At 43.8% G+C, this 25,273-nt stretch carries 36 protein-coding genes and 1 pseudogene; 20 read left to right on the top strand and 17 right to left on the bottom strand.

The genetic code is table 11. The annotated features are described in order from the left end of the window. Window positions 1-103 precede the first annotated feature (103 nt). Window positions 104-508, top strand: a complete 405-nt coding sequence (gene tnpA / locus N39L_RS19215; protein WP_006616017.1) for an IS200/IS605 family transposase — start codon at window positions 104-106, stop codon at window positions 506-508. A gap of 180 nt (window positions 509-688) precedes the next feature. Here tnpA and N39L_RS19220 read toward each other — a convergent pair whose 3' ends face one another. Both N39L_RS19220 and N39L_RS19225 read right to left on the bottom strand, forming a co-directional pair. After that, window positions 689-1,951 (bottom strand): IS110 family transposase, encoded by a 1,263-nt coding sequence (locus N39L_RS19220; protein WP_434221602.1) that lies wholly within the window; start codon window positions 1,949-1,951, stop codon window positions 689-691. A gap of 274 nt (window positions 1,952-2,225) precedes the next feature. Then, entirely contained in the window at window positions 2,226-2,447 is a 222-nt protein-coding gene (locus N39L_RS19225) for a hypothetical protein (RefSeq protein WP_126277461.1), read from the bottom strand. Window positions 2,448-2,697: 250 nt separating this feature from the next. Between N39L_RS19225 and N39L_RS19230 the strand changes: the two genes are divergently transcribed. The 4 genes from N39L_RS19230 to N39L_RS19245 all read left to right on the top strand — a co-directional run bounded on the left by N39L_RS19230 (window position 2,698) and on the right by N39L_RS19245 (window position 4,104). Beyond that, window positions 2,698-3,054, top strand: coding sequence for a hypothetical protein (locus N39L_RS19230; protein ID WP_014274396.1), 357 nt, complete (start codon window positions 2,698-2,700; stop codon window positions 3,052-3,054). A 76-nt stretch (window positions 3,055-3,130) separates the two neighbouring features. Beyond that, on the top strand, window positions 3,131-3,319 hold the full coding sequence (locus N39L_RS19235; protein ID WP_434221603.1) for a hypothetical protein: 189 nt from the start codon (window positions 3,131-3,133) through the stop codon (window positions 3,317-3,319). Between the two features lie 21 nt (window positions 3,320-3,340). After that, on the top strand, window positions 3,341-3,559 hold the full coding sequence (locus N39L_RS19240; protein WP_014275993.1) for a hypothetical protein: 219 nt from the start codon (window positions 3,341-3,343) through the stop codon (window positions 3,557-3,559). A gap of 53 nt (window positions 3,560-3,612) precedes the next feature. Continuing rightward, on the top strand, window positions 3,613-4,104 hold the full coding sequence (locus N39L_RS19245) for a winged helix-turn-helix domain-containing protein (protein WP_231851948.1): 492 nt from the start codon (window positions 3,613-3,615) through the stop codon (window positions 4,102-4,104). A gap of 277 nt (window positions 4,105-4,381) precedes the next feature. On the opposite strand, the gene N39L_RS19250 is transcribed toward N39L_RS19245, so the two are convergent. Together N39L_RS19250 and N39L_RS19255 are read right to left on the bottom strand one after the other, a co-directional pair. Beyond that, a complete protein-coding gene (locus N39L_RS19250; protein WP_014275188.1) occupies window positions 4,382-4,969 on the bottom strand; it encodes a tyrosine-type recombinase/integrase in 588 nt (195 codons plus the stop codon). Between the two features lie 205 nt (window positions 4,970-5,174). Further along, window positions 5,175-6,137 carry a hypothetical protein gene (locus N39L_RS19255; RefSeq protein ID WP_014275869.1) on the bottom strand — a complete coding sequence of 321 codons (963 nt, stop codon included), beginning with the start codon at window positions 6,135-6,137 and terminating at the stop codon, window positions 5,175-5,177. Between the two features lie 20 nt (window positions 6,138-6,157). Here N39L_RS19255 and N39L_RS19260 point away from each other — a divergent pair, with 20 nt between their 5' ends. The 12 genes from N39L_RS19260 to N39L_RS19315 all read left to right on the top strand — a co-directional run bounded on the left by N39L_RS19260 (window position 6,158) and on the right by N39L_RS19315 (window position 14,890). Continuing rightward, the gene (locus tag N39L_RS19260) at window positions 6,158-6,688 is read left to right on the top strand and encodes a hypothetical protein (RefSeq protein ID WP_410223695.1); all 531 of its coding nucleotides are present in this window, start codon (window positions 6,158-6,160) and stop codon (window positions 6,686-6,688) included. A gap of 96 nt (window positions 6,689-6,784) precedes the next feature. Beyond that, complete coding sequence (locus tag N39L_RS19265) at window positions 6,785-7,567, top strand: group 2 RNA polymerase sigma factor SigC (protein ID WP_234933440.1); 783 nt, start codon at window positions 6,785-6,787, stop codon at window positions 7,565-7,567. After that, a complete protein-coding gene (locus N39L_RS19270) occupies window positions 7,564-8,136 on the top strand; it encodes a hypothetical protein (RefSeq protein ID WP_014276478.1) in 573 nt (190 codons plus the stop codon). Before N39L_RS19265 ends, N39L_RS19270 begins: the two co-directional genes overlap by 4 nt. Further along, the gene (locus N39L_RS19275) at window positions 8,133-9,977 is read left to right on the top strand and encodes a hypothetical protein (RefSeq protein WP_014275485.1); all 1,845 of its coding nucleotides are present in this window, start codon (window positions 8,133-8,135) and stop codon (window positions 9,975-9,977) included. The genes N39L_RS19270 and N39L_RS19275 overlap by 4 nt, the downstream gene beginning before the upstream one ends. 2 nt (window positions 9,978-9,979) lie before the next feature. Then, complete coding sequence (locus N39L_RS19280) at window positions 9,980-10,420, top strand: hypothetical protein (RefSeq protein WP_014275486.1); 441 nt, start codon at window positions 9,980-9,982, stop codon at window positions 10,418-10,420. A 4-nt stretch (window positions 10,421-10,424) separates the two neighbouring features. Then, window positions 10,425-11,399 (top strand): hypothetical protein, encoded by a 975-nt coding sequence (locus tag N39L_RS19285; protein WP_014276073.1) that lies wholly within the window; start codon window positions 10,425-10,427, stop codon window positions 11,397-11,399. 27 nt (window positions 11,400-11,426) lie between these two features. Further along, complete coding sequence (locus N39L_RS19290; protein ID WP_014275459.1) at window positions 11,427-12,626, top strand: hypothetical protein; 1,200 nt, start codon at window positions 11,427-11,429, stop codon at window positions 12,624-12,626. 146 nt (window positions 12,627-12,772) lie between these two features. Continuing rightward, complete coding sequence (locus N39L_RS19295) at window positions 12,773-13,141, top strand: hypothetical protein (protein ID WP_014274409.1); 369 nt, start codon at window positions 12,773-12,775, stop codon at window positions 13,139-13,141. A gap of 21 nt (window positions 13,142-13,162) precedes the next feature. After that, window positions 13,163-13,516, top strand: coding sequence for a hypothetical protein (locus N39L_RS19300; protein WP_014274410.1), 354 nt, complete (start codon window positions 13,163-13,165; stop codon window positions 13,514-13,516). Between the two features lie 3 nt (window positions 13,517-13,519). Further along, window positions 13,520-13,939, top strand: a complete 420-nt coding sequence (locus tag N39L_RS19305) for a hypothetical protein (RefSeq protein WP_014274411.1) — start codon at window positions 13,520-13,522, stop codon at window positions 13,937-13,939. Between the two features lies 1 nt (window position 13,940). Beyond that, window positions 13,941-14,090 carry a hypothetical protein gene (locus tag N39L_RS19310; protein WP_014274412.1) on the top strand — a complete coding sequence of 50 codons (150 nt, stop codon included), beginning with the start codon at window positions 13,941-13,943 and terminating at the stop codon, window positions 14,088-14,090. Between the two features lie 563 nt (window positions 14,091-14,653). Continuing rightward, window positions 14,654-14,890 (top strand): hypothetical protein, encoded by a 237-nt coding sequence (locus N39L_RS19315; protein ID WP_014274413.1) that lies wholly within the window; start codon window positions 14,654-14,656, stop codon window positions 14,888-14,890. 328 nt (window positions 14,891-15,218) lie between these two features. Here N39L_RS19315 and N39L_RS19320 read toward each other — a convergent pair whose 3' ends face one another. The 11 genes and pseudogenes from N39L_RS19320 to N39L_RS19370 all read right to left on the bottom strand — a co-directional run bounded on the left by N39L_RS19320 (window position 15,219) and on the right by N39L_RS19370 (window position 23,391). Beyond that, a complete protein-coding gene (locus tag N39L_RS19320; protein ID WP_006617532.1) occupies window positions 15,219-16,325 on the bottom strand; it encodes a tyrosine-type recombinase/integrase in 1,107 nt (368 codons plus the stop codon). 80 nt (window positions 16,326-16,405) lie between these two features. Beyond that, window positions 16,406-18,580, bottom strand: a complete 2,175-nt coding sequence (locus N39L_RS19325; RefSeq protein WP_234933797.1) for a VapE domain-containing protein — start codon at window positions 18,578-18,580, stop codon at window positions 16,406-16,408. Window positions 18,581-18,652: 72 nt separating this feature from the next. Next, window positions 18,653-19,132, bottom strand: a pseudogene (locus N39L_RS19330) (bifunctional DNA primase/polymerase); the annotation flags it as partial. Further along, window positions 19,120-19,272 carry a hypothetical protein gene (locus N39L_RS19335; RefSeq protein ID WP_161783023.1) on the bottom strand — a complete coding sequence of 51 codons (153 nt, stop codon included), beginning with the start codon at window positions 19,270-19,272 and terminating at the stop codon, window positions 19,120-19,122. The gene N39L_RS19335 and the pseudogene N39L_RS19330, both read right to left, overlap by 13 nt. A 636-nt stretch (window positions 19,273-19,908) precedes the next feature. Further along, the gene (locus N39L_RS19340) at window positions 19,909-20,259 is read right to left on the bottom strand and encodes a hypothetical protein (RefSeq protein WP_014276074.1); all 351 of its coding nucleotides are present in this window, start codon (window positions 20,257-20,259) and stop codon (window positions 19,909-19,911) included. 400 nt (window positions 20,260-20,659) lie between these two features. After that, on the bottom strand, window positions 20,660-21,283 hold the full coding sequence (locus N39L_RS19345; RefSeq protein ID WP_014276075.1) for a hypothetical protein: 624 nt from the start codon (window positions 21,281-21,283) through the stop codon (window positions 20,660-20,662). Further along, on the bottom strand, window positions 21,274-21,534 hold the full coding sequence (locus N39L_RS19350; protein WP_006617527.1) for a hypothetical protein: 261 nt from the start codon (window positions 21,532-21,534) through the stop codon (window positions 21,274-21,276). Before N39L_RS19350 ends, N39L_RS19345 begins: the two co-directional genes overlap by 10 nt. Before the next feature lie 56 nt (window positions 21,535-21,590). Further along, window positions 21,591-22,076, bottom strand: coding sequence for a hypothetical protein (locus tag N39L_RS19355; RefSeq protein ID WP_006617526.1), 486 nt, complete (start codon window positions 22,074-22,076; stop codon window positions 21,591-21,593). A 78-nt stretch (window positions 22,077-22,154) separates the two neighbouring features. Beyond that, window positions 22,155-22,370 carry a hypothetical protein gene (locus N39L_RS19360; protein ID WP_014276076.1) on the bottom strand — a complete coding sequence of 72 codons (216 nt, stop codon included), beginning with the start codon at window positions 22,368-22,370 and terminating at the stop codon, window positions 22,155-22,157. Beyond that, on the bottom strand, window positions 22,367-22,507 hold the full coding sequence (locus N39L_RS19365) for a hypothetical protein (protein ID WP_162097039.1): 141 nt from the start codon (window positions 22,505-22,507) through the stop codon (window positions 22,367-22,369). The genes N39L_RS19360 and N39L_RS19365 overlap by 4 nt, the downstream gene beginning before the upstream one ends. Before the next feature lie 14 nt (window positions 22,508-22,521). After that, a complete protein-coding gene (locus N39L_RS19370; RefSeq protein ID WP_006617525.1) occupies window positions 22,522-23,391 on the bottom strand; it encodes a hypothetical protein in 870 nt (289 codons plus the stop codon). A 185-nt stretch (window positions 23,392-23,576) separates the two neighbouring features. Between N39L_RS19370 and N39L_RS19375 the strand changes: the two genes are divergently transcribed. Then, a complete protein-coding gene (locus tag N39L_RS19375) occupies window positions 23,577-23,774 on the top strand; it encodes a ribbon-helix-helix domain-containing protein (RefSeq protein ID WP_006617524.1) in 198 nt (65 codons plus the stop codon). 4 nt (window positions 23,775-23,778) lie between these two features. Here the strand turns inward: N39L_RS19375 and N39L_RS19380 are convergent, their stop codons facing one another. Then, window positions 23,779-24,177: a hypothetical protein gene (locus tag N39L_RS19380; RefSeq protein ID WP_231851957.1), complete on the bottom strand. Its 399-nt coding sequence runs from the start codon at window positions 24,175-24,177 to the stop codon at window positions 23,779-23,781. A 117-nt stretch (window positions 24,178-24,294) separates the two neighbouring features. On the opposite strand from N39L_RS19380, the gene N39L_RS19385 reads away from it, so the two are divergent. Next, complete coding sequence (locus N39L_RS19385; protein WP_006623838.1) at window positions 24,295-24,465, top strand: ribbon-helix-helix domain-containing protein; 171 nt, start codon at window positions 24,295-24,297, stop codon at window positions 24,463-24,465. Between the two features lie 58 nt (window positions 24,466-24,523). Here the strand turns inward: N39L_RS19385 and N39L_RS19390 are convergent, their stop codons facing one another. Continuing rightward, on the bottom strand, window positions 24,524-24,850 hold the full coding sequence (locus N39L_RS19390) for a hypothetical protein (protein ID WP_014276079.1): 327 nt from the start codon (window positions 24,848-24,850) through the stop codon (window positions 24,524-24,526). A 135-nt stretch (window positions 24,851-24,985) separates the two neighbouring features. On the opposite strand from N39L_RS19390, the gene N39L_RS19395 reads away from it, so the two are divergent. Further along, window positions 24,986-25,201 carry a hypothetical protein gene (locus tag N39L_RS19395; RefSeq protein WP_231851958.1) on the top strand — a complete coding sequence of 72 codons (216 nt, stop codon included), beginning with the start codon at window positions 24,986-24,988 and terminating at the stop codon, window positions 25,199-25,201. Window positions 25,202-25,273: the final 72 nt, after the last annotated feature.

Below are 25,273 nucleotides of genomic sequence, written 5' to 3' on the forward strand. Positions count from 1 at the left end.
AATATCACGACTGGTATGAATTAGAACCTGTTGACAACCATACATCTTTTTGTCGTTTACTGTAATATGATCAACATTATAGCCATTAAATATAAAATTGACAATGAGAAAGAAAAGTTTTGAGTATCAACACTATAATCACTCTATCGGGCTGGCTATTGTCCATTTGGTTTTTGTCCCAAAACGAAGGAAGCCTGTTCTCAAAGGCGATATTCGGAACAGGCTTTATCAAATCTGGCAGGAGTTGGCAACGGAAAAGAATTGGAATATTCGAGCTGGTGAGATAGCACCTGATCACGTCCATCTTTTTATTGAGTTTCCCCCAACAATCCCAATTCATTTAATTGTTAGGTTTTTCAAAGGGAGATCTTCTAATTTCCTTCGGAAAGAATTTCCTGAATTATTGAAACTACCTAGCTTATGGAGTAAAAGTTATTTTTTTAGTACCGCAGGTAATGTCAGTGCGACAACTATCCAGAAATATATTGAAGATCCGCATCATCATTAATTGAATGCGGATAAATCCGCCGAGTCACTTTTCCGCCTCGCTCTAAAGAGACGAGGCTACCAAGTTTCTATCTTATTCCCAAACTTTCACCAATAAAAACCCCGACCTAGGGAATTGGATCGGGGTACAAGTTTGATATGAGCATTATATGGGGATTATTACCGCATATCCCAGAGAGCCTTAAACAAAGTAAGTCTCAGCCAGCTTTCTGGATGTGGCATTCCTGGCAGCCTTGAGCGCCGCCCCAGAAACTTTGTTCCCTTTGTGGTATGCTCTAGTTACCCAATAAACTCTAAGCGAATGAGCCTCTGGAGATTTTGGTAGGCAATCGTAGGGGGTTGTCGCGATCGCACCCCCACCCGGTTTCTGTTCGCGATGAGTCCCCCTCTCGACTGCCCGGACAACAAACTGATGCAAGGTCGATCGCGTCTCTTTACTTCCCGTAAAACTACTACGAGTATCAGCCTTTCCAGATTGCACTTGAGTAGCCCCCAAACCACAAAGCTGTCGAAATCGTCTCATAGCCTTAGACTTGGGAAGGCATTTAAACATCTCATCAAACGGAACGCACCGAGTAAGTAGCCAGCCTCGTTCCCGGCAGCCAAAACCAAACTTGTCAAACACCCGATGGTAGCAATCAAACTCTGGTAGGTTCAGATAGCTTAGTAGCTCTTGCTCTACCATTGCCTCTGACTGATGCCACATACAAATCTGTTGGGCTAGTCGGGCAGTTATTTCACTGATGCCAGTGCCTTCCCCCGCCGCGATCGCCTTCGCGTATTCATTGTCAAACTTGGTTTTAATCCCTTTGGGAATTTCCCAACTACCTTGGGAAGTCCAGCCACAAGCCCAACCCCACCACGCCGGCAGTTTGTCCGGGTCTAATTTCCCAGATTCTTTTTTAACTCTAACTTTTGCTTTGGCTGGAAACTCATAGACCAGTCGAGACTTGGCTTGGTTTATCGTTTGGGTGCGGGGCTTGTTGAATGACCCAATATCTCTTAGGCATTGTTCAATTTTCGCTACTTCTGGCGGCCGCTCCCTTACCCAATACCTGCGATCGTAGGCAATTTGGTAATGCTGGAAGTATGTGGCAACCATGAGCAAAGCATCGTAGGGGTCAGACTTGTTAGACGTTCCCCCATAGCTTTTCCGAGTGTCCTTAATCATCGTCTGATCTACTTTCAGCACAGGGATTCCCTCCCGATGTAAGCAGTCAATCCAGAATCTGCTATAAGTTCGGGTCGGCTCTAATATCACCACAGACGGCTCCAAAGACACAAGAAACTGGATAGACTTTGCATTTGCTTCTAGCTTTCGGTGGCACTCAGCAAATGCGGGAGACTCGTAGAAATCCCGCAACGCACCCGCTGGCATAAATTCTAGCCACACGGCATCGCACCACGATGAGCTAACATCAAGGCCTACAATTAAACTATTCATTTTTAACCTCTAGTGTTGTGGTTAATCGTTCCCACGAAGCTGTTACGGCTCTCGCCCATTCTATCTGGGGGAACAAATCTCCCTAGAATCTAGCCGGGGTTGGAACCCGGCTAGAAGCAATTATTGACTTCTGCCCCCAGTAACAGGTTGGGGAGGGAAACCTCCCATTTCAATTCGGGGGGGCTAGTTATCAATGCGGTGGGAATCACCCGGTTATCCGCGACTTCCCCCCAGGTGTGAGGGGAAAGTTTCGTCCTTTACCGGCTAGGACTCATCAGGCGGTGAAATCTAGATTTTCTAAAGCTGATAGTGTATATTCCAAGTCTGCATAAATTTGATTGTGATACATTTCAAGCTGCATTGCATAATTATGCACATCTTGGAATCGTTCATCATTAGAGATAAAATCGATAACTCTTAGGTGAGTAATGGTGTTATCAATTTCCATTTTGGCTTTAATTAAACAGTTCGAGAAAGAGACTGCCTCTCGTGTCAAATCGACCCACGCGCAAAGAGAATTTTCATCCTCGCCAAACAAGTGACCAGGAAAATCCGCTGATGTTTTTTGTCCAGGCGGTGAAACCCGCTAGGCAAATTGGCGGCCTCGGCTTTTGGTTTGACCATAGGCTTTTTACCTATATATAGGGTGTGCTTTTGCGATCGCCTGACCAACCCCAAGGCGATCGCATCAATCTACCAGCTTCCCCGCTCTCAACATCCGGCTTTTTACCTATCGCGCTCGAATAATGGAAGACCCGCAGCACGCTGTACGGGGAAAACAAGAAGTCAGTCTCGATGACGTTAACGGAAACAGCCGTCGGGCTACTGGATCAGATGGCTCTGGAGCTAAATCTGAATCGGTCCGAATTGGTGGAACAGATTGCCAGGGGGATAATTTCCAGTCAAGCGGGGAAAGTGTCCCCGGAACAGGCGGGAAAATTCTAGACCTGTTGGAGGAGTTGTTTGCTGGTTTCCATGAGTATGTCAAAAGCCATGAGGCTCGATTAGAGCAAAGACTGCAAGCCAACCGAGACTATCAATCTCAAATGAAAAAACAAATGGAGAACATCCGACAGGAGATTCTCCAACAGGTTTCTAAATAAATTAAGCGCCCTTCGTGTCCACGAAGGGTGCTTTCTATTTTGGCACGCTGCTAAACCCTCAAGAAACAAATGGACTATGGCACAACACTTTTCTAACCTTCAAACTGTCACCGGTGAAAAGGCGATCGCTAATAAAGTCACCGATTCCGTCACCCTGGGTGACGCAAAAGTTAAAAATTTAAACGCGCCGTTACGCGCGATCGCTCATAACCCGACCGACACAATCCCAAGCGTTCCTTCAGAAGTGCTGGAACTTCAGTCCTAAGTGCTGGAACTTCAGTCCTAAGTGCTGGAACTTCGAGACCTTATCGGGAGGAATTATGCAGCTTTCCGCCAAGTCGCCCGTTATCTTGATGTGGCGATCGCCCTAATTCATGAAAACCGTCCCTTTCTAGCGAGGCTTTTCTTGGTTCGCAGCATAGCCAAAAACTCACAATCGATACTTTTGGCTATAAATAGTCGAACGATACCTGGGGAAGATGATGATAGGGGGTCAGGCCGATGAAGGGAAAATCTAAGTCACCGGGGCAGCTTTCCCTCTCAATTCCGTCACCCTGGGTGACGGATTCTGAAAGTGTAGAACCATTCGATCCTTTTTGGGATGATATGGCTGTCTTGAAACATCTTAGGGACTGTCCCAATCAAGACCACAAACAACTCGCTCAATCCACTGATATCCCGGTGTCTCGTGTAGTCAAGTCTCTGGAAAGGTTACGCGAGAAAGGTAAGGTTAAGTATTTGGGATGGATAGCCGTCACCCTGGGTGACGAAAATTTATCCCCGGTGAACACTTTTCAGAGCGATCGCCTAACTGTTCGCTGGAAAGCTAAGTCAACCGCCCAAGACACCAACGGGAATAAATATGCTTACCTATATAGGGGAAAAAAGCAGGTTTGTTACCTTGCCGGCCCCCATCTATCGGAAAAAGCTAAAGCGATCGCCAACCAAGTAGAACAGTGGATCGAGTCCGGCTTGTCTCTCGAAGCTATCCTAGAAAAACTTCCCGCACTTAAATCGGGTGGTTGGAAATCCCCAGATAGCAACTCCTAAATTTTCCACAGGGGGAGACTTTACTCCCCCGAAAAATTTTATGATTTTACAGAAAAATTAATGAGCATTTTCCAACCCTAAACAGCGCTATTTGCTACTGTAAAATGGTTAGCGCCGTTGGCTGTGTGTAAGAGTCTTTGATGTTTTAGACAAAATACCAAGCAGCCCGGTTTAGTGCTAAAATTGGCGGAATCTAGGGCAGTTACTTCTCGATCTGTGTTTGGCTAGTAGCACCCACTTTCCTCTGATGTCTGGCAACCTTAAGTCATCGACTGCCTTAGATTTCATCGATCGCGTCTCGGATTTTTTGAGGATCAGCATCAATGTAGCGCTGCAAAGATGCCATAGATTTGTGACCTGTGATAGCCATGATGGTTCTGGTATTGACTCCCTTGTTATAAAGTTTGGTAATGAAAGTGCGGCGGTAACTGTGAAGCGAGTAACCCTCATTTTGTAAACCCAGTTGAGCGATCGCTTTCCGGTGAAAAGAGTCGAACGCTTGAACTGTCACGGGCTTGGATATATCAGATGGGCTGGGAAATAGAAAATCGCCGCCACCGATGCGGTAGGTTCCAAGAATCTCTCTAAGTTTTTGGGAGATGGGAACTTGGCGGACTCCCCCATCTTTCCCGCCCGATCGCTTCCTAGTTTCAGACCGAAAGGTAATTTCTGGTAAGGCAATGTGGGAAGCTGGGGAAACATAAACATCAGGGACTCGTAGTAACCTCACCGCTCCTACTCGTTCACCGGTGTACATCAAGATGGCAAGTAAAGTTTGCTGCCAGGGATATTTACAGCGTTTGATTATCTTGTCGGCGATCGCATCAGGAATGATTGATGCTTTACCAATGCGGTTTTTTTTCATGAATTCGTGTCTGTAGGGAATTTCCCCCAGTTGCCTAGCCGACGAGGCAAAGCGATCGGCTTACCTATATGACTATTGTAGGGTTCGGGCGGGGAGAATATTAGTTTTCGCGCCGACTTGGGGGAAAGTTTGGCGGCGAGCGATCGGATCAGCCTTCTCTATATTTGTTTACTAACCGGTAATACTCTCCCCTATTTTTGTGAATTTACCAATCCTCCCATGGTAAAAACTGCGTTATCTCAAATTCTCCCCCTTGTTTTGGGTCTGTGCTGTTGGGCGTGTAAATGCAACGGCAAAGTCCTAATCCGGGAGCTAAAAAAGAACCTTCAGCTTTAAACAGCAAAATATAGCGAGACAGAGTAGGAGTCAGATTAAAAGCTCCCCCTGTGTCAGGAACTGTAATAACAGAGCATCGATTTGTTATCCATTTTTCAAGATTATCTATGTCAATATGTGAACTCAAAACATTAGAAAACAATGCAACTTGAGATATTGCCATCCACATGGTTTCACGAGGACATAGTAAAATCTCGATATTAGTTCCTTCCTTGATAACAGACGTAGAAATTCCGTCATTCCCAATGTAGGCATAAAGATTATGGGTAATATTAAAAACATATTGTTTACCGGGCAAAAAAGCATCAAATTGCCAGGCTCTAACTGCTCCCTCTGTTGTAGTCCACGTTCCCCAGAACCTATTATAAGTATCTACGTCATCATAATTAACTTGAGAATCAGAACTTATAAACGATGGAAGTTTGTTTATATTGGAATCTAAGGAAATAAACGGTCTAATTGATAAATCTGGGATAGGCATATCGTCCTCGATTTCGCTTCCTATGTTGTAGTCAATTTCCGTATCTTGGCGCACCCAGATAGAGAGAATCTGAGTTGTGGGGCTGCTTGCTAAAACACCAATCCCCCCATCACTCCCATCGGAATAGAAGCCATTTTCAAAAACAGGTAAGGATAAATCAGACCCTACCCACCGAATAGAAAAAGGATTGTCGGCTTGGATGGTGATTTCCCGACGGACTAATAATGGCGTGGCGGGGACTATTTCAATCTCTTCCCCTGCGGTGAGTTGAAAATAACCTGACTTAATATGGCGATAATAAGCGCCGCCGCCCCCGCCACCGGTAGGACGCATTTCAAACCGAATAGGCATTTATAGTAAAATGGAATGAGTTGTCTCTATTGTCGCATATGAACATCACGCCGGGACTTTATCCCGATTTTTCTGAAACTACCTTAGAAGCCTTAGTTTTAGCAATGGGGCGGCAATTGTTGCAAAGGCAGAAAAACTTAGTCGTTAATATCACCGGGAAAGATATTATGGATCTGTCTCTGGATGAGGAGGCTTCTGTTGTTAATCTGGATATTGACGAGTTAGAAGGTTTTATTGATGACGGTGCGATCGCAGTAGTAGAACCATTTCTTGTGGGCTTTCAACCCGGAACGGGTAGCTATCCTTTTAATCAACAAAATCTATGTAGCGCTCTACTGCATTTGGTAATGTATCAACACGCCGCCGAATTTAGCCCCACACTCAATCCCGAACCCGCCAGAAAACATTGTGAGTTTACCATAGGACCTAACATTCGTGGAAGTGGAACTTATCCATTAATACTTACCATTACTTTAACAGACTATCCTGTAATCATTAGCTACAGCGACGGCATGACTTCAACCGCACAACCATACTTATTAACGCCTTAAACTATGGCAGAAAATCGCTGATCAGAAACCGACACATTTTCATTTGAAATTAATGAAAGTAATGCCAGTAATTATGTTACAGACCCATTAACACTTTTGGCTGTCTCTGATGTCGTCAACTCAATGTCTAACAATATTGACCCTAGATGGCTATGGCGTGCTAATGTTTTCCTAGAAAGTCTCACCGCCTCAGTTTGGTGTCCAAGTTTTCCCCGGTCTCCTTATCCTGAATTTTACCCAGAGGATTCGGCGGCAGAAAGAGCAGCCAAATTAATGAAATTAGAGAGCAATCATCCTAAATTTGGGTGGCAATTGCTTAGAAGAAAAAGCGCTACCGGTTCATGGGTCGAGGCAGCTTGTCCTGTTATTCAAAACCGAGGGAGGCGGTTTTATGTTCCTCTAATTAATCCTTACTTAACAGCAAACGAGGTCAAAATACTTGGCAGTGCTGACCAATTGGGTGTAAGTTTTAAGGATTATGGCAACGGCATATTAGGGGGCGGTTCAATAGCCAGTAATCGCATCTATGACACTCTTTACATCGAGGGAGAACATAGAGTAGAATTAGATTTAATATTGATGGCTAAACGTCCGGCTAATACAGTGATGAACACAGTCACTGTAAGCCCTAATCCCATGTTAATAGCCCCCGCTAATCTAAGCCGTGCTTATTTTGAAATTCAAAATCAGGGAGAAATTGAGCTCCTTTGGGGTTTTGGCACATTGGGAAGTGACGCGACAAGCCATCCATTCAAAATGCCACCCGGCCAGATTTATTATCCAGGTAATGTAGCCGGATTTATACCAACTGACGCGATATGGGCAAAAGTAAAAGAGGGAACGACAACTGTTCTGATTATGGAGAGTTATTATCAATGACCACAGCTTTATATAGCAGTGAAAATACCGAGGATTTAAGTTATCTACCAGAGGGACAATATGAAGTAGATGCAGTTAATTTGTGGAATAGTGATTTATCATCAATGCTTTATGCTAAAAAGGTGATATTCAAACGCCACTTTTTGCTTCCCGGTTCTCCATCTGATGCTTTTCCTTTCATTCGAGAGTTAAAAGCCTTGGCTAATGTTCCCATACAATACAGGACAATTAATGAATTTCCGAAAACGGATCGACAAACGGATAAAACGGATTTAAGACGCAAAGATAACTATCGTTTTCTTGTTGAGCAATGGTTAGAGAGAATTGAGTATCTATGCCAAACTTTTGACTTTTTAGAAGTGTTGCCAGTCACTGCCATGTTAATGTCTTGGAGAAGCCCGTATCTGCCTAATGCTTATTTTATGCTAAAAAAACGGGAAACGATTAATTCGGTTTCTTTGGAAGCGATCGAGGCGATGGAACCAGAATGGCTGACTGATAATCGGGTGTTGTCTGAGGAGGGATGGAGGCAATTATTTATTAATTGGGATGAGGAATTTTTGTCATGAGAGAGGTAGAAGAGCGAAGCAGGAGGGTGAAAGACATTGTTAGAAATCGCAACTACAGGCAAGCTGTAGATGTAATAGAAAGAGAGGTCAAAAGATTAGAGGCGGATGATAAATCCAGAGTTAGAGTAAGGTTTCCCCGCGACGACGGGGATATTGATATAGACGTTGGGGGAATGGTTGATTTTGCCCGGTCGATGTTGCCCAAAGCAAGCATAGAAGCTGAGGATTTACAGGATGGTGGAACTAGGAGAGGGATAAAAACTGAAAAAATAGGCAGCACAGCCCGCGCATTTGTAGACCTTGACGAGGATGGAAGCCCCAAAGGTTTTGGGGGAACAATTGACAGTATCAATGATGCTAATGTCTCGGTTTACCTTGGGGAATGCGAGCAATCGATGAGCGTAACTATTGGGGGGAAAACGGTTACCTTTGCCAGAAATGTTTGCGAAGATGATAAAGACGAGGAAACAGAGGAAGATGAAATTGAGACAAGCGAAGATGAAAATGATCTTAGACCTCCTAAGCTCGATATCCCTCGACCTCCGGCTGGATATTCTCGCCAGTTAGGGGAACTCTATCTAGTTAAAAAAGTATTCTTTTTGTGGGGGTGGTTTCCAACTTTTACGGAAGCAGGATTAAATTTTATAGCGAAGGGTGAGGGTACAATAACAACAAAATCAAGCTTAATAAGTTCCCTTGAATTTTCCAATGAACGTTGGGCGTTCGAGTCTATAACTTTTATGGGAATAGTGCCAGTTTCGGAGACTAGACAGCTTTTTGGGCGTTGGGATAGACTGCGGTTTAGAGATGTTAAAGTTGGAGTACACTTTAATTATATTAAATCGGTAAGTCAACTAGAATATATCAAGAAATCTCCTACATGGTTTCCCCAGCGTGTATGGACATCATACCCGATGCTTTCACCTTATTATTTGAAATCAGCCCAGCAGATTAATGTTGCGGTGGCTCCGATAGTTTTTAACCAAATAGAACCAGAAACTGGTAACTATATAAGCCATCAACTTTATCAGAGATATATATCCTGGTGCCTTTACCTGGTACCTCTGCCTTATACAGAGAATTTATCTGAACCAGAGCCACCGCCAAGTTTACCAATATTACCAGATGATATGGACAAAAACTGTTGTGAAGATTTGATTAAGATGACTCGGGAAATACATAAAGCCCTAGGGGTCAGGAAGTTGTTAGACAAGAGTTTCCAGGTTCCGTCTAATATGATGATACCAGAAGGTAAAGGGAATCATGCAAATAAGGATTATCTGGAAATCATGTCTGACCTGTTTAAAACCATCGATAATTATGGTTTTGATGCTCCGGTTACTGTTAAAGTTCAGGATACGAATAAAGCCCAAAAAGGCGACCAGTCTATAGAGTTAAAGTTTAACTCGCTGGGGGCTATATTAAAGGCTCAGACTGAACTGTTGATTGAGTTGAAAGGTGATAGTGCTAACCGGTTAAATATTCAGATTCGCCTAGCTTATATAATGACGAGAATGTATCGGACTTTAGCTAAGTTATATTACAGAACGTCGGCGATTTTGGACGGGTTGGGAATTCCTATTATCTCGAAGGTGGTGACTTTACCGATTGAGTTTAATGTGTTTGGTAAAAAACACTGGGGAGCTGGTAAGGGATTCGGTAAGGATAGTAAAAAGGGTCAGGAGCCTAAACTTGATTTAAACGATGAAGACACGACAGAAGCTATGTTACCCGATTTATTAGAGATTCATGATTATGAAATAGAGGTTGATGAGTTTAGGTTTAAAAGCACTGACCTTTATGAGATAATTTTGAATATGGCGGCTAAAATGAGGACATAATCGTGACCAAAAGAAATCCCCCCCGTGGTTCTAATCGCCCTCCGAGGGATTCCGGTAGTGGTGGGAAACCACCATCTAAAAAAGATGAAAAAGCCGGGTTAAGAACTGATACCAACAACAGAATAGAGGAAGCGATCGCGGTTTTAGATTTTCGGCTACACTTAGAATATTTAAATGTAGCTTCAGCCGTTGGGGGCGGCGATTTTGAACAGTTTAAACGTTCTTGGTTGATGAATTACTATAATGCTATGACAGAACCGAGGTTTAAAGATAAACCCAAAAATCCTCCTACTAGAGAGGAACGGGCACGTCTCTTAAAGACTAATGCTGAGTTGATGATGAATCGCCAAATCAAATCCGATAATTTGTCATCGAGGGAAAACCTAAATGAGTTCCGCCAAAGTAAAGACTTATTACCATTCGACGCTGATAATATAGGTTAAGATTATGTCTAATGTTGTAGGGATAGACCAGAAAGAACTGACCTCAACCGCTATAGCTGGCGGTGCGATGTCCGCCCAGTGGTTTAATAGTTTTTCGTCCACTTTCTACCAGCAGGTTCAAAACTTAAAAGCCTTTGATTTTAAGAAATGGGCGGGTAGTGTCAAGGGTGGAGCTTTAGCTATTGCAGAAAACATCAAAAAAGGGAACTGGGGTTTTTTCAAAGATTGGTTGTTAGAGGCTCCTATGGTTCCTAAAGTGGCGGGGCTTTTAGCGGGTGGTTTAATTGCTGGGACGGTGCTGGTTATTGGCGGAAAAGCTGTAGGACTTGTTGCGGCGGGTGCAGGAGGTGTAATATCAGCCCACCCGGCTTTTGTTGGCGGTTTTTTAGGGGTAACAGTGCCTACACTGATGAGCAAATTAACCCAAGGGGTTTCTCAAGCCTATAACTTTGATTGGGCAGCATCTGACAAGAAAATGATGGATGAGTTAAAACAAGCGGCTAACGCTTTATATGTACCCCTCGGTGAAACAGTCGGGAAGTCTTTAGCGGCTTTAGTGGCGGGCAAGGTGGGCAGCGCAGCGGCAACAAGTTTAAGGATTCGGGAAGGTGCGATCGCCGCTATGTGTATGATTAACCCGACTATTAAAGAGACTTTGGTGGATGCGTTATCCTCGCTGAGGTATGCGGTGCAAGAGGTTGTTAAGAAAGCACTGTTTGTTATGACTTACATCAACGCCAGAAAAGTAGCAGCCAAGTTGTTGGATAAGGAAGATACTTGGGGCAAGGAAGGGCAATCACCTTTTATTGTTTCGGAGAAAGTAGAAGAAACTTGGGCGAAAGTTAAAGAAGATGAATATTTTGATTGGGTGAATGAGCAACAATGGGAGGGTATAGAAACAATGACATCTACTTTTTTTGAAACCCTCGGTGAGTTGTTGTCAGAGCAGGGAACTTATGAGGAGTGGATACCGGTATAAATTCATCACCTGAGAGGAGGGATATCAATGGTAGAAGTTGGAAGACTTACTCAGCAAACTTACATCATGATGGCTCGTCAACGGCGTATCACGAAACTATCAGATAAGCGGCCGGAACGAGTCCGAATAGAATTGCAGCCAAACTGGAACGTTTACCAACTACAGCCAGACAGAAAAAACCTAGATTACAAACTGCTGATGGCTGGTTCTGAGTCAGCCTTGGCATTGCAGTTGTCACAACTGGGATGGATGGAGAAGATGATCGAGCATCTTCTCAATGCCAGCGATCTAAAATTCGAGGATTGGTTTGATGTTTGGGCATCGGGTTATCCAGAACTGCGCTACAGAGTGAACCCAAAACTCCCCAATTTAAGAACTAACTATCCTTCATCTAATGTTAAGGATTCCAATGGGGAGACAATAAGCAGATGGAGGAACGAGGTAGGCTCTCGCCCGGCTTACATTGAATGGAAACCTTCAGCCCGAAAAACAGCAAAAGATGTTGGGCTTCACCGCACAATAGAATATTTTCCCGATCGCTCTCAGAACAAATCAGTTGTCTTGACGGGGAACGACAAGGAATTAATTAGGCAAATCCTACAAATCCACTACGAGGGTGGGGGTAGCAGTGATGGGATGGATAGCACTGTCTCGACGGGTATCAGTTACCGGGGCGCTCCCAAAGTTGTGCTGTACTTCTTGGAACGGATCGAGGATGTGGAAAAAGGCTACCGACAATTAGAGGCAAGAGTGGGATTCCGTTTGGTGGGAAAAACAGAAAACCCGAACGGAACTGGCGACTTGTTAACTAAAGCTAATATCAGAAGTTTGGCACAGAGAATCGTCCAAAACTTTCTACAACCTCAACAATTCCGTCTTCACAAGGGGAGGGAATCGGTTAGCTATAGAGACAAGCGCCAAGGGTTGGAATCTTTCGTTTTTGTCACCAGTGCATCAGAGGGGATTAATCTTTATCAACGAATCTGCCAGGTGATGCAGATAGAGTTTGACAGTTCAAAGGTCTTTACATCGAGCAACCAAAATCCATCCCAAGCGTTTCCTATTACGCCCCCAGAAGTGACGATATTGGGTAACAAAGTCAAACCACCCCGCCGCCGTCCGGTCGGGCACGTCTATTTTAGAGAGGCGAAATTGTTTTTGGAGATGCTCAATGAGCCTATCATACTCTGTGACTACAACGGGCACATATACAAGAATCCCGATTAGAAGACAACCCCAACGATTTTTTTAGATCAAACAAACTCCCTTGTATGTTCGGAAACCCTATAGGTTTCCGTAACTGTTGCACACCCTAAAAATACCTGTTATGAATGTAGTGGTAATCAGTTTTTAAACAACAAGGCAGGTATTCTATGCCCAGTCTAAATAGTTCAAAAATTTATAGCTGGAATTCACCCTCGCCAGGGGGTACGGGAACCATTAAAGTAGCTGCCCGGCTTTCTAATCGGTACAATGGCATTGCTACACATCTCGGAATGACCGCCCACACAGATCCAACAAATGTAAATGCACATATGCTTAAGCCAAATAAAGCTGTGCAGGAGGGTTTCTTAATGAAGATGCGAATTAACTACCGAAAAGACAATAAGTATTTTGGTGCTGATATTTATGTGCCTACAGACAAGGTTACTGAAGCCATCCAAGTGCTACCTAACAAGCCCTGGGATGGTACGGGAGTGATAACTTCATGTCGCGATCGTGTACGAGTTGATTACCGTTAAATAATATAAAAGGATTCTGAAATGGCAGCTAGAACGAAAATTTGTCAAACAGGCACAGGAGCAACCGCTAGGGTCTTTCGAGCTAGTAATGTAATGTATACAGCAGATAATGCTGATGTTCTAGGGGTTAGAGAGGCAGAAGCCGCAAATTTAAAAGCCCCACTATATGACACTGCTGAACTAATGCGAACCGGGGAATTAGTAAGGATTAATGTACGATGTAGCGCCACAGGAGGCAGAAAAATTAATTATAGAATTTTCTGCGCTGGTGACAAGATAGATGATGCTTTATCGTATTACAGAGCGACAGGAAAAACGCTTAATGGTAGGACAGTAGTAGGTGCTGGTTTAGACCGCCGCCAAGTTGTCAAGTAAAGCATGAGTTTTACAGATGCTTATGGCACATGGGAGGTGATAGCTTCAAGCTATCAGCCAAGTCAAGAGTGGATAATTCACAGCCCCCCAGTTACTCAATACTCATTGTTGAGGTTTAAATTTTCAACTGATTGGGGGCGGTGGACAAATCCCTATGATGGCTATAGGTCAATGCTGCTTATTCGAGGGCATTATTATAATGATTCTGAAAATTCTGACTGGATAACAGGGCAAAGGACTGTATACGTTACAGAAGAACCGCAACTGATTAACTATCCACCAGTTCAAGAATTTACAGACAACCCCTCGGTGATTAGAAGGTTGGGAGTCCGCCGCCGTTTTTTCAAAAACGCAACATGGATCGAAAATCATCCTACAATGGATCTAAAGTTTGACGTAACAATTGAGGCTTTTGTAAGTTAACATGGACATCTCTCTTAATCAATTAATCGACCATCTCCCAGATGATTCACAGTTTAAAACCTTACTAGAAACATTGGGGGCAAGCGGTGATAGTGTGGACGCTACCGTAGAATTTTGTCATTTAGTAGGGGCATTATATCAAGCACAGTAAGTATACAACCAACAACCAGGAAATAAAGCAATTAATGTGGTCTCAGCAGTAAGTATTGGGCCGGTAATAGAAAGTTTAGACGGGACATTTTTTAGGAGGTTAGAAAGAACTCTAGCTTTTTTTGAAAAGTATGAAAATAGTATAATTGTCCCGAACGTCAAAAGTTAGTTGGTCGAAAATTTAAAGCTGCCAGATAATTCGGATTCTATCTGCGTTATCTGGTCAAAGTCTTGAAATTAACCCAAGTCAAATGTGATTAAAAATCCACATCAACAGAGGAGTTAATTCCGTCGTGGATATTGAAATTGAGAAAATTACGGTAATTATAAGTTGGATACTTTCACTCATTAGTACGGTCTGGTATGTATCAGTTCAATACACAATAATTAGAGTACAAGTCAACAGAAACAGAGAAGAGCTAAACAGAATATCATCAACGCTTAGGCGAGAAATAGAAGACCATAATAAACTTATATGGATAAACATCAACCACATGGAAAAATACTTAACCAAAAATCAAGATTATTTTCCGTTAAATATCCAAAACCAAAAATATAAAGATTATGGCGACTGATGTTTTACCAGAATTATTACGGGTAGGAAGTGATGGGGTAGTGATATTTTTAGTGTGGTCTTTGATGAAGCAAAACCAAAAGTTAATAGCAGAGGTCAACTCAAGAGACAATGAATTGATGAAGTTGATTTACAAAATACTTAGCAATGAACAGCCAGGGACAAGAGGTAAACGCGATCGCACAATCAAGCCAAAGCCACAAGAATCCGTTAGGACTTGGGAGTAGAGTTGTCTGTGGCCCTAACGAATAACAGGTTCTCAAGCTGTTATGGTTCAATCACCTAGCCATTGCTCCTGGCCACAATCATCATACAGAAAAACTAAAGCGATCGCCAGCCAAGTCAGTTAACTCGTATAAACGCTTCCCGTGTATTTCTTGTGTTGTGGGGGGCTGAAACAACGGAGAGGGTGGGATATTACCCCGAGAACCTTGCGGCTCACTCGATTTCAAGTCGAAAGAGTCTTGATGTGCCAACCCCTTGCTGGTAAATCGTTATGGCGTTTTCTGGTATCTGTCGGCTAAATTTTTATAGCCAAATTATAGCCAAACTGTGTTAAATATCGGGGATAGAAAGCCCCCGGTTTCGCCCCGCATAGTTTTGGTAAATGACTTGGGGGGAGTTTCCGACCCAAGTGGCAACGTCCTTAGCATCAATTCCGGCTTCAAGGCATAGAGTTATAAAGGTGTGCCTCATTTGGTAGGGTTTCCGGTGTTCTATGCCCATTATTTCTAAGACTGGATGCCAATGTTTTGTACAGAAATCACCGACTTGGATCGGCTTCCCTGTCTTGCTGGGAAAAACTATTTCCGAGTTGTTTCGCGATCGCGCCTCCCTGAGAATAATTTGGACCTGTTCGTTACAGGGGAAATTACGGCGGGTCTGAGTCTTGAGACCGTCGCAGCGCTTGCGCCCCCCTTCCCCGGAAACAATCACGGTGTTAAAAGTGATTTTGCTTAGGTCGCCAGCAACGTCCGACCATCTTAAAGCGATCGCCTCCGATGGGCGACACCCGGTAAAGAAACAGAAACGGACATACAAACAAAAGTGGCTGTGTTTTGGTTCAGATTCAAAACACTGGATAATGCGATCGCGTTCGTTAGCCGTAAATGGGTTAATCTCATCAGAATCACTTGCTTTTTTTAACCGATTAGCCTTAGCGCTTAACCCATTAAATGGTGAGGGTTCGCTCACTAGCCTTTTTTCTATAGCCCAGTTAAAACAAGCATTAAGTTGTGTCAATAATCTCTTTGTGGTGTCAGGGGTCAGATTCTGAATAGCCCAATCATATACATCCTGACCAATTATCGTTGATATGTCCGCATTGCAGAACGGCGACCTTTGTATGTGTCTCAACGCCACCATATAGTTATTATTCCAAGTCCCCGGTCTGACTGTTTTTTTGCGCGTATTAATATATTCATAATACAGGTCTTGAAGGGTTGTGATTTTCACTTCGTCTTGATGTGGTGGTGGCTGTTGTGTATATTTTTTCAGCGTGTAATCAAAGCGCTCATAAACGATATCACTTTCAATTGCCTTGGCTTTGGCTTCGGCAATTTTTCTGTTTTCTGGGGTGTCTTTAAACCCTAGATAAATATATTTCCGTTGTTCAGGAAATAAATGCCGTGGCAACGAAAGCCTGAGTTTATTATTACACATTCCGACACCTACCTTGCCTTTGTAACGTTAGGATGATTTATTTTGCATGATTCGTTGATGATTTTAACTGTATTAGTGGCTTAATCTTGTTTAGGTCTTAAATACTTGATTTCATATATCCCATAGTTGTTGCCAACCTTTACTGCAACTTTATTTTTTGAAACAACCTGAGTGATTTCAGCATGATAAGAACAAAGTGGATCATCTTCTTTGTTAATCACAACTGTCTTGCCTGCAGAAAACCAAGTATTTCTTATTCTTTGGGGGATAACATAAACATAATCCTTAATTTCTTGGAGCATCCAAGAATCTAGTAACCTGGTTATAGTTAACTCAGCTAACTCTGTGTCAGCAAATTTTGCTATGAGCTTATTTTTCCTGATCCGATGCTCTTTGTTGTTGTATAAATCTATGAAAATCTTTTTTATAGCGTCCTCACACTCTTCTGTAGTGTCACAGTAAAAAGTGTCTGGGATTTCCCCGACATCAAAACCTCTACCGTCGGATTGGCTGTCAGGGTCAGGGCCTAAAGTCCCGTTTTTTACAGGGCCAACTACACAGTTAGCTGTGTTTAGATCGTTTTTAACAAAATTTGCCTGTCTGCCTGTCCTGCCTGTCCGCTCAGTCTGAATCAACTGCTGTGTCGGTGTTTCAGGGTGGACACCCACCTTTTCCGCTGCCTGTCCGCTGCCTGTCTGCCTGTCCGCTTCCCGGACTGGCTGGTCCTTTATGTACCCCATTCTCTTGGTCCCGTTGCGGTTGAATCGTTTTTGGGAAAAACCCAAATTTGTCATTACTTTCCTGATTTCTCGCTCAATGCGATTGAATTCATTTGTTTTTATTTTTTCACCATCTAGTTTACCAAGGTAGTCTTTTATCTCTTCAGTTGTTACTGTGTCTTTATCAGTAACAAATTGCTCTATTAACTCGTGTAGATAGCTGTGTTCTGTGAACTCTTTATTAAGCAAATTGGCTTGCTGCTGTTCCTCACGGGTCAGGTAGAAACAACGGCCTTGCCGATATAGTTCTACCACCTCACCCCAAAGCTGATCGCGTTCATCCTCTACCAAATTTGTGGGGATAACCTGAGAAACTGGGATAACCATAAAACGCCGCGCGCCAGTTTCATCATGGTTAAAATCGGTGCGGTTGGTTGAACCAACTAACACATTCGCGCGCGGGTACGCTGTTGAACGTTGTGCATAAGGGGGGCGTATATTGTCTGTTTGAGTTGTAATAAAAGCCTTGATTTTTCCTGACGTACTCCTGCTAATATTGTTTTCTACTTCCGCCCATTCTGTCCAGACAGATTGGTGCATTTTTAGGCGTTCATCTTTTTCTTTAAAGTCCCCCATGTCATCACAGAAAAAGTCATCACCCACCATGGTTCTGAACCATGTAGATTTTCCTATCCCCTGTTGACCATGCAGAATTAATAAAGTGTCAAATTTGCATCCTGGTTTTTTAGTCCTAGCTACAGTTCCGACTAACAAACACTCTAAATAACGTTGGTGTAATGGGTTATCTGTCCCAAAATAACGTTTTGCTGCCCCATTGATACGATTCTGACCGTCCCATTTTTTATGGCAATCTTCCAGATAATCCTCAAACGGATCAAAGCTATTACTTTGAGCTACATCAAGGATGATTTGATTCTTGATTCTCAAACTTCCCTTAATCTCAACACCACCCTTTTTGGCTAAATCAATTTCAGGAGCGTCAGGGTTGATAGGCTCACCATCAATTTCAATCACCTTAAAACGGGTGTTATAGCGAATTCTCTCCCCAAAGGCACGTTTGATTTTTTCTATGTCTTTGAGGATTTGTAAATCACATTTAACCACCGTGTTTATAGCATCTTTTTCTGTCCAGTGTGTGGGTGTATGGGTAGGCTGTCTCCGGTAAGACTTGACACAATTTGTTAAATAATCTTCTGACAATGTTGGTGTGGGATTACTTTTTTCTGCTGACTTCCAAATCGCGCCTCTTTCCCGTGGTGGTAATGGCGGATTGCAGCGATCGCAATAGTTATTAAACAAAATATGTGGGTCATCCTGACACCTCTCCCCATTAGAGTGTAACCAGTTGTGGGTTCCGATTAAATTCCTGGCAAGTTTAGCCGCGCTATCGTTACGGCTTCCTTGCGAGGCTCCCGTCTTTAGTAGTTGGCGATCGTCTTTGGTTAAGCACGCTTCTAACGGTATAGACTCCGGCAAAACAACCAACGGCATTGGCTGGGGTGTCTCTTTTAACATTTTGTTTATCACCCATAGTGGTGCTTGGGCAATATCAATTTCATTGGGAGATTTTAGCCATTTATACTCTCCAGTTTCCGGGTGTTTTGATGGGGGTAAAACTGACTGGCAACCGTCCCATCGTAACTCTAGTAACTCTTCTTTCCCGTCAGATGATTTATGGCCTGTCGGTAATTTCTTAGTGGTAATTTTATCCCAATATGTGTCGGGGATTAAATACAAATATTGGGCGCGCCCTTCCTTGCCACTGGTGAAACTAACAGTGGGTGGCAATCCCCCCAATGATTCGGCTAACTCATGCGCTTTGTGTCCGTCCGCGTCAATGGCTACAATACCGCCACTAACCTTTCCCGTTCTCAGACCATAGCCTTTAGCGCGTCCTTTACTTATCTCATCAACCAAAACATCCCTAGATATAGCTGACTCTTTCTGCCAACCCGTTCTGTAGGGTGCTTTTTCCCCGTTAACTGGCGTTAAGACCCAATCACTAGGGATACTAGAAATTGCTGCAATTAACTTGCTAACTGTTTTGCTTTGTTTTATAATTGCCATAATTCAAAAAATACTTTTGGGCGATTGAGTTCAAGTCGCTTGAGAGTTAATAACCCGTTAGGGTCTGGGAAAAAGGGAAATCCAGACCCTAATTGTTTTTTTGTGGAGTCTATCCGCAATGGTAGGCGGTCGTCAGTCAATCGGAGACTGACTGAATAGCCATATACAATGGCTGTGTTGTTTTTGGAAATTTTCCTTTTTTAGTCCCCGCCCGCCGAATGCTTTATTAGATTTTCCCTCGTTGCTACTACTTACTCAATAAGAAAGCTGCCACCATTTCTAGTTGGTTTTACTTTCTTGTTAAAACCGATTAGATTCCCTCTTCCAATGCCTTAACCTCATACAATCGCGATTTCACGGCCTGCTACTCTCCCCCAAGGGGGTATAAGAAAAGTGTTTTTAAGAGTAGACGCGAAACGGGTTAGGGGTGATGAAGTATTTTTATCCACAGGGGATAAAGGTTTAATCGGCTAACCGCCACTATTCTTTTAAAGAGATTATGATACACTCCTCTAGCGGTAAAATCAAGTAAGCCATAAGGATGGCAATAGAACAGTGTTAGTAGGGAATCATCCCAAAAAGCTAATTAACAAGCCATTTATTTATACCGGTAATAGCTTAGGATGCGATCGCACTAGATATGCGAACAGTTACGGAAATCTATAGGGTTTCCGGATATGCAAGGGAGACAGCTTAGGACAGCGATAGCAATTAAGACGGATTGAGGATGGGATGGGGACATCAAGGAAAGGGGGGTGTTACGGTTTGATTTTCTGCTACTCCCATCCCTCTGGGGGAATAAATGTTAAATAAACCCGGCCATCATTGTTGTTTGGTGGGCGACAGGGGTAGACTCTGGAAGTGTCAGATAGCGTATAACCATCTAATTCAAAACGTTCGGCAAGCTCAGTGGCAACCTTAGCCACCAGCTTACTGGCAGTCATTACCCGAATACGAATCACGCCGCTGGGAGGGTGTGAATCTTCTGGCTCAACAAATGCCCAAGCCTGACCATTCCACCAATACCCCATACCGACTAAGTGGCTGTAAAGCGAATCGCGATCAGAATGAGAAAAATTCGGGGCTATTTCTATTGCTAACCTGTATTTTCTTGTGAGTCTTATCATGACCAACACCACCAGAATTATAGAAAATCAAAAAGCGGAAAATAAGGCATTAACCATTTGTGGGTTTTACACAACCATCTTATATGGTCATTGTCGTAGTCAAAACTAATAGGTGATAAGTGTATATCTATCACATACGACCGATAGCTGTATACAAGAATTCTGAGAGTAAAAATGCGTCTAGCTGTCCTATCAGTCGGGATGGTTAGCATAAACTGATTAGCCATACTAACAAACTCCTCTCCAAAAAGGAAAATAGGGGCGCAGCCATTCGTGCGCTTCACACAACCATTTAATGTGCTGTGGGTCTCTCTCAAACACAGGTATCTTAACCTTAAGGTTGATTAAGATAGTCCCATCCAAACATTGCATTATGTCCAAAAAACTCTCGTGAAACAATTTAATCTTCATATTCTGCGTCCTGTTTAATTAACTCAAGTACAGCACGACCTTTGGCATATTTAGCACCACCCAAACCCATTACGTCTTTGATAATCTTAGATTCTATCATTCCTTTATCTAGCGCGTCTAGTACGGCTTGCTGGTAGCGTTCGGCAAGTTTAGAAAGTTCGGCAAGTTCAAACTGACTAGCTAACTCAGAACTTTCTAACTTTTCTGGTAACTCTCTGAACTCCCCGTGAGCATGGGAGTCTAGGAGTTCTGGTTGAGCATAAAGGGAGTCATGTATCTGAAAATTTAGAAATTCGGCAATTGCCTGGTTAGTCTGCTGAGTTAGATAGAGTGAACTGGCGACCGAATGCTTGAAATCTGCCTCCTCTTGTTTATTTAATGCGGTAATTTTTGGCTTGAGTTTTGCCAATTCATTACTGGTCAAGAGTAATCCAGCGCCGCCCCCCATACCATAGCTAATAGATAACCATCTTAGGGTGTTTTGGTATGTGAGGAAAGGTGTAAAAAACCAAACTGGTGATGCTGTAACTGCTATTAAGACTGATATGCCGTTTAACAATCTCCAATTACTCCGAATGGCTTGATTGTTGGCGTTGGGATTGATTACATCCATTGGATTGCACCCCCAATAATTAGAACAGCAGCCACAGCGATCGCCAAAACTAACCACTGCCACCATTCCTCAGATTTGTCTCTGTGATAGTAGGCGATCGCCCCCATTGCACCCAAGACGCTGGCGGCAATTAAGGCAAGCCAGAAGGCAGGGAGGCGGAAACTTTGGTGACTGACAGCCAACAGTGACACGGTGGAACTACTCGCACCAAATAACAAAATCAACCCAAGCATTCTATACAATTGAATCATTCTGTTCTACTTCCTTTGATATTTTCGCCCCCAATAACGGGGGCGTTTTTATGGGATTACAGGGTAGACATCAGGGCGTTAATTTTCTGATCAGCCAGTTGTGCGGATTTTTCCAAACCTTGCCCTAAGCGCGCATATTTAGGTCGCAATCCGTGCAAGTATTTGGCTGAATCGTGTTTAGCTGACTGAATCTTGTGTTCATTCCCAGCCTGATGGCGGCGCAACTTCTCATAGGATTCGTTGACCTTGCGGCTATTGTTATCCAATCGCTTTAAGGCTCGGTATCCTTTCCGGGTGCTAACAACGTGCTTGTCAGATTCATCGGCTAGGTCGGTGAGGGCATCGGCTTCGGCTGGATCAAGAACACGGGGGCGGTCAAGCACGGGAGCGAAACGGAAATGCTCCCAGCTACCAGGGCCAGTGGGGGTAATGCCGTTGGGGCTAGTAACAAAAACCGACCCTTTATCAAGGTTGCTATGCTGACCCTCAACGGGGGCGATCGCCCCACCTTTCACATCGTCGCCTCTGAGAAATCCAATCATAATCAAATGTTCCTAACTAATGGGTAACAAACTTGGTGATAACGGGCGGCTACCCTCCCAAGCGCGGTTATCGCATTTTTAATCAAGTGTTAATTGCCGGGTTTTCCTGTTCCTTTCTGTCCTGACATCCAATCGGTTTAGGCTGCACTCGAAAACAGCGCCGGCATCAGAACAGAACAGGGCAATTTGACGTTGCACCACTGGACTTAAAACTGCTATGGCATCGGGATTATCCAAAAAGAGACAATACAATCTCATGACTAAATCCCTGATACGGCAATGTTCGGGTGTCATTTCTGTTCCTCTGTGTTGGGGTTGGCAATGTCTACAGTGAGGGTAAAGGGGGGAATTCTTAGATCACCAGTCCCTAGCCAGAATCCTAGCCACAGGAGAGCGATCGCCACGGCAGTTAGGGAAACTTTGAACCCCACCCATCCGGCATCCCTCACCCCAGGGCGAAAAAACTCAGCACCAAACCAACAACCACACCGGTGGCAGGGATTGGCTCAAGCAAGCCTTCCAGAAAACCCAAAACGACTGCGGCACCGGTAACAGAAAGGGGCGAGGCTTTCAATTCAGCGATATCAGCATCAGATACCCCGGATTGGCGGAATTGTTCAATAATTTCGTGACGGGTATCATCGTCAGCTTCTGGGGTGTACTGAATCAGATGACTAAGCCGGAAGGTTTGGGTCTCCTCATCCCCATCGGCGATCGCGTGGCAGTTTCCCCACTTGTCAAAGCCAACAATGGTGAAACGGTTGCCACGGGGGGTGGTAAATTTAGCGCCTACTTTCATCCAGGGACTCCAACAATCAAAGCGATCGTCTTTATCCTTGAGTTCTGGCAGGGTGTCGGGGTCAACCTCATCATCGTGGCGACGGTAGAGCATCTCACTACTACCATCGGATTCTCGGATTATGATTTGCTGCCCAAACATCAACTTAACTTGGTCGGCAATGTGTCGCGCCTCTCCAAGGTCAGCAGCAAAATCAATAACTTCCTCAATACCATCGCAGGCCCCTGTAACCAAAATTACACTCTGGGGAGTACGGTAATCAGTTCCCGTTTCTTTCAATGTACATTGATTTTTCGGCTGATTTGTGGTGTCAGGTTCTGCCTGATATAAAGGGTTAACCATAACCTGATCGGACAGAGTTTCGCGGATAGGCTCGGCCTCTGGTACGGCTTCGTATTCGGCTTGGGTAATAGCGGCTTCCCAAGTGGCTTTTGAACGCAAGTCGCCAAACTGGCGGATATCTTCTTTTGATAATCCCAAGGCGATCGCATTAGCTTTAAGTTCTGCTAAAGTCATAGTTACTCCTGTAAAGGGGTTTTCGCGCCCACTGGTGTGTATGCTTGGCCGCAGACACCAGTGGGTATTTTGTTGGCAATTGCCAACACAGGCTATATGTATCACGCACAGGCTAATATAGTTGTGTATAGGCTGTGTTAGCATAAAACCATAATAGCACGTTGTGGTATAATTGCAAGGAAATTATGATTAGCGGACTAAAAACTGTGGGCGGGCCAACCAAATTAGCCAGAATTGCTTTTTATGTTGACCCCGAAATTAAGGAGAAACTAGAAAAATTGGCTGGGATTCAACGACGCACACTGTCAAATTTGATGGCTGTGATAGCGGAAAAGGCTGTAGAGGAAGCGGAAAAGGAAGAATTAACAGACAATTCAAAGTAACAACTTATTTGTTGTTGCGTTTACTCACCCCCGATCGCACCAGGTCGGGTATTTTTTTGTCCAACAGAAGCGGACAGGCAGACAGGCAGGGGACAGGCAGAATTTTTTCTGGGTGTCCCCCTTGTAACTCCCTTGCTATAGCAGTTACAGCCACAGGGGACAGGCAGGACACCCAAAAATAAAAATTTGTGATTTTTTTTAAATCCATTACTGGCTGTACAAAAAAATGGCCCGTTTTATGTTTTGGGCCTACTCTTGACGGGTTGATGGGGACAGGATGATTGTTGGCGATTGGTGGGTTTAGGGTTGAGGCGATCGCATTAGCTTTAAGTTCTGCTAAAGTCATAGTTACTCCTGTAAAGGGGTTTTCAGACCCACTGGTGGCTTGCTTGGCGGCTGACACCAGTGGGTTATTTTGTGTTTGACCTTTCGGTAAATTAACTGTACCATAAAAGTGAATGCTCTGTAAATACCCCTAGCATATTTTTTTGAGTAAGAGTAGAATTGGAGTAACACCTATATGACTGCCACTGTGCCTAGCAACAAGCCAAAGCTACAGGTTTACCTGGATGAACAGATGTTAGAAGAGGGTAAAAAATTAGCAGAGAAGAGACAAAGATCTCTTTCAAGCCTTATCCGCCGCCTGTTGCAGTTGGAAATTGAGGAAGCCAAGAACAAAGGTGAAATTTGAACACCCACTTTTTGTCTGTACGGGCGTTTCTCTAATAGCAGGTTCAATCAATACACAATCACCAACCCCCGATCGCACCAGGTCGGGTATTTTTTTGTCCAACAGAAGGGGACAGGTAGACAGGCAGGGGACAGGCAGAATTTTTTCTGGGTGTCCCCCTTGTAACTCCCTTGCTATAGCAGTTACAGCCACAGGGGACAGGCAGGACACCCCAAAATAAAAATTTGTGATTTTTTTTTAAATCCATTACTGGCTGTACACAAAAATGGCCCGTTTTATATTTTTGGCTTACTCTTGACGGGTTGATGGGGACAGGATGATTGTTGGCGATTGGTGGGTTTAGGGTTGAGGCGATCGCATTAGCTTTAAGTTCTGCTAAAGTCATAGTTACTCCTGTAAAGGGGTTTTCGCGCCCACTGGTGTCAGCCGCCAAGCATACACACCAGTGGGCTTGTTTTTGTTTCCGTGTGTCAATTGTACAGTTTCGGTACACCCACTGTCAACACTTTTTTGCTAAAATATGGCTGTACAGTACAATGAAGATGCACCCATGATTTCTCAGACAGTGCCGAGCAAACTGCCGCGTGTAAACGTCTATATTGATCCAGACCTTAAAGAAACGGGGGAACGGTTAGCCAAAAAGCGTTTTCGTTCCCTCTCCAATCTGATGGCTTGGCTTTTACTCCAAGAAGTTGAACGAGCCAAGCAGTCGGGGGAGTTGACCGAAGATAAATAAAGACTTATAAGTCACGCCCTCGGCAAAGTCTCAGCCAAACATATAACACCCCTTACCCTCCCCGATCGCACC

Origin of the sequence: Limnospira platensis NIES-39 (assembly GCF_026000695.1) — a bacterium.
GTDB lineage: Bacteria > Cyanobacteriota > Cyanobacteriia > Cyanobacteriales > Microcoleaceae > Limnospira > Limnospira platensis.

Bases quoted from the DNA above. Each gene is read 5' to 3' on its own strand.
- N39L_RS19275 (WP_014275485.1), top strand. From the start codon at position 8,133: ATGAGAGAGGTAGAAGAGCGAAGCAGGAGGGTGAAAGACATTGTTAGA.
- N39L_RS19295 (WP_014274409.1), top strand. From the start codon at position 12,773: ATGCCCAGTCTAAATAGTTCAAAAATTTATAGCTGGAATTCACCCTCG.
- N39L_RS19235 (WP_434221603.1), top strand. From the start codon at position 3,131: ATGGCACAACACTTTTCTAACCTTCAAACTGTCACCGGTGAAAAGGCG.
- N39L_RS19230 (WP_014274396.1), top strand. From the start codon at position 2,698: ATGGAAGACCCGCAGCACGCTGTACGGGGAAAACAAGAAGTCAGTCTC.
- N39L_RS19350 (WP_006617527.1), bottom strand. From the start codon at position 21,534: ATGATTCAATTGTATAGAATGCTTGGGTTGATTTTGTTATTTGGTGCG.
- N39L_RS19395 (WP_231851958.1), top strand. From the start codon at position 24,986: ATGGCTGTACAGTACAATGAAGATGCACCCATGATTTCTCAGACAGTG.
- N39L_RS19315 (WP_014274413.1), top strand. From the start codon at position 14,654: ATGGCGACTGATGTTTTACCAGAATTATTACGGGTAGGAAGTGATGGG.
- N39L_RS19310 (WP_014274412.1), top strand. From the start codon at position 13,941: ATGGACATCTCTCTTAATCAATTAATCGACCATCTCCCAGATGATTCA.
- N39L_RS19255 (WP_014275869.1), bottom strand. From the start codon at position 6,137: ATGCCTATTCGGTTTGAAATGCGTCCTACCGGTGGCGGGGGCGGCGGC.
- N39L_RS19220 (WP_434221602.1), bottom strand. From the start codon at position 1,951: ATGAATAGTTTAATTGTAGGCCTTGATGTTAGCTCATCGTGGTGCGAT.
- N39L_RS19360 (WP_014276076.1), bottom strand. From the start codon at position 22,370: ATGACACCCGAACATTGCCGTATCAGGGATTTAGTCATGAGATTGTAT.
- N39L_RS19385 (WP_006623838.1), top strand. From the start codon at position 24,295: ATGACTGCCACTGTGCCTAGCAACAAGCCAAAGCTACAGGTTTACCTG.
- N39L_RS19390 (WP_014276079.1), bottom strand. From the start codon at position 24,850: ATGACTTTAGCAGAACTTAAAGCTAATGCGATCGCCTCAACCCTAAAC.
- N39L_RS19340 (WP_014276074.1), bottom strand. From the start codon at position 20,259: ATGATAAGACTCACAAGAAAATACAGGTTAGCAATAGAAATAGCCCCG.
- N39L_RS19370 (WP_006617525.1), bottom strand. From the start codon at position 23,391: ATGACTTTAGCAGAACTTAAAGCTAATGCGATCGCCTTGGGATTATCA.
- N39L_RS19290 (WP_014275459.1), top strand. From the start codon at position 11,427: ATGGTAGAAGTTGGAAGACTTACTCAGCAAACTTACATCATGATGGCT.
- N39L_RS19250 (WP_014275188.1), bottom strand. From the start codon at position 4,969: ATGAAAAAAAACCGCATTGGTAAAGCATCAATCATTCCTGATGCGATC.
- N39L_RS19270 (WP_014276478.1), top strand. From the start codon at position 7,564: ATGACCACAGCTTTATATAGCAGTGAAAATACCGAGGATTTAAGTTAT.
- N39L_RS19285 (WP_014276073.1), top strand. From the start codon at position 10,425: ATGTCTAATGTTGTAGGGATAGACCAGAAAGAACTGACCTCAACCGCT.
- N39L_RS19325 (WP_234933797.1), bottom strand. From the start codon at position 18,580: ATGTTAAAAGAGACACCCCAGCCAATGCCGTTGGTTGTTTTGCCGGAG.
- N39L_RS19345 (WP_014276075.1), bottom strand. From the start codon at position 21,283: ATGGATGTAATCAATCCCAACGCCAACAATCAAGCCATTCGGAGTAAT.
- tnpA (WP_006616017.1), top strand. From the start codon at position 104: ATGAGAAAGAAAAGTTTTGAGTATCAACACTATAATCACTCTATCGGG.
- N39L_RS19375 (WP_006617524.1), top strand. From the start codon at position 23,577: ATGATTAGCGGACTAAAAACTGTGGGCGGGCCAACCAAATTAGCCAGA.
- N39L_RS19320 (WP_006617532.1), bottom strand. From the start codon at position 16,325: ATGTGTAATAATAAACTCAGGCTTTCGTTGCCACGGCATTTATTTCCT.
- N39L_RS19305 (WP_014274411.1), top strand. From the start codon at position 13,520: ATGAGTTTTACAGATGCTTATGGCACATGGGAGGTGATAGCTTCAAGC.
- N39L_RS19300 (WP_014274410.1), top strand. From the start codon at position 13,163: ATGGCAGCTAGAACGAAAATTTGTCAAACAGGCACAGGAGCAACCGCT.
- N39L_RS19355 (WP_006617526.1), bottom strand. From the start codon at position 22,076: ATGATTGGATTTCTCAGAGGCGACGATGTGAAAGGTGGGGCGATCGCC.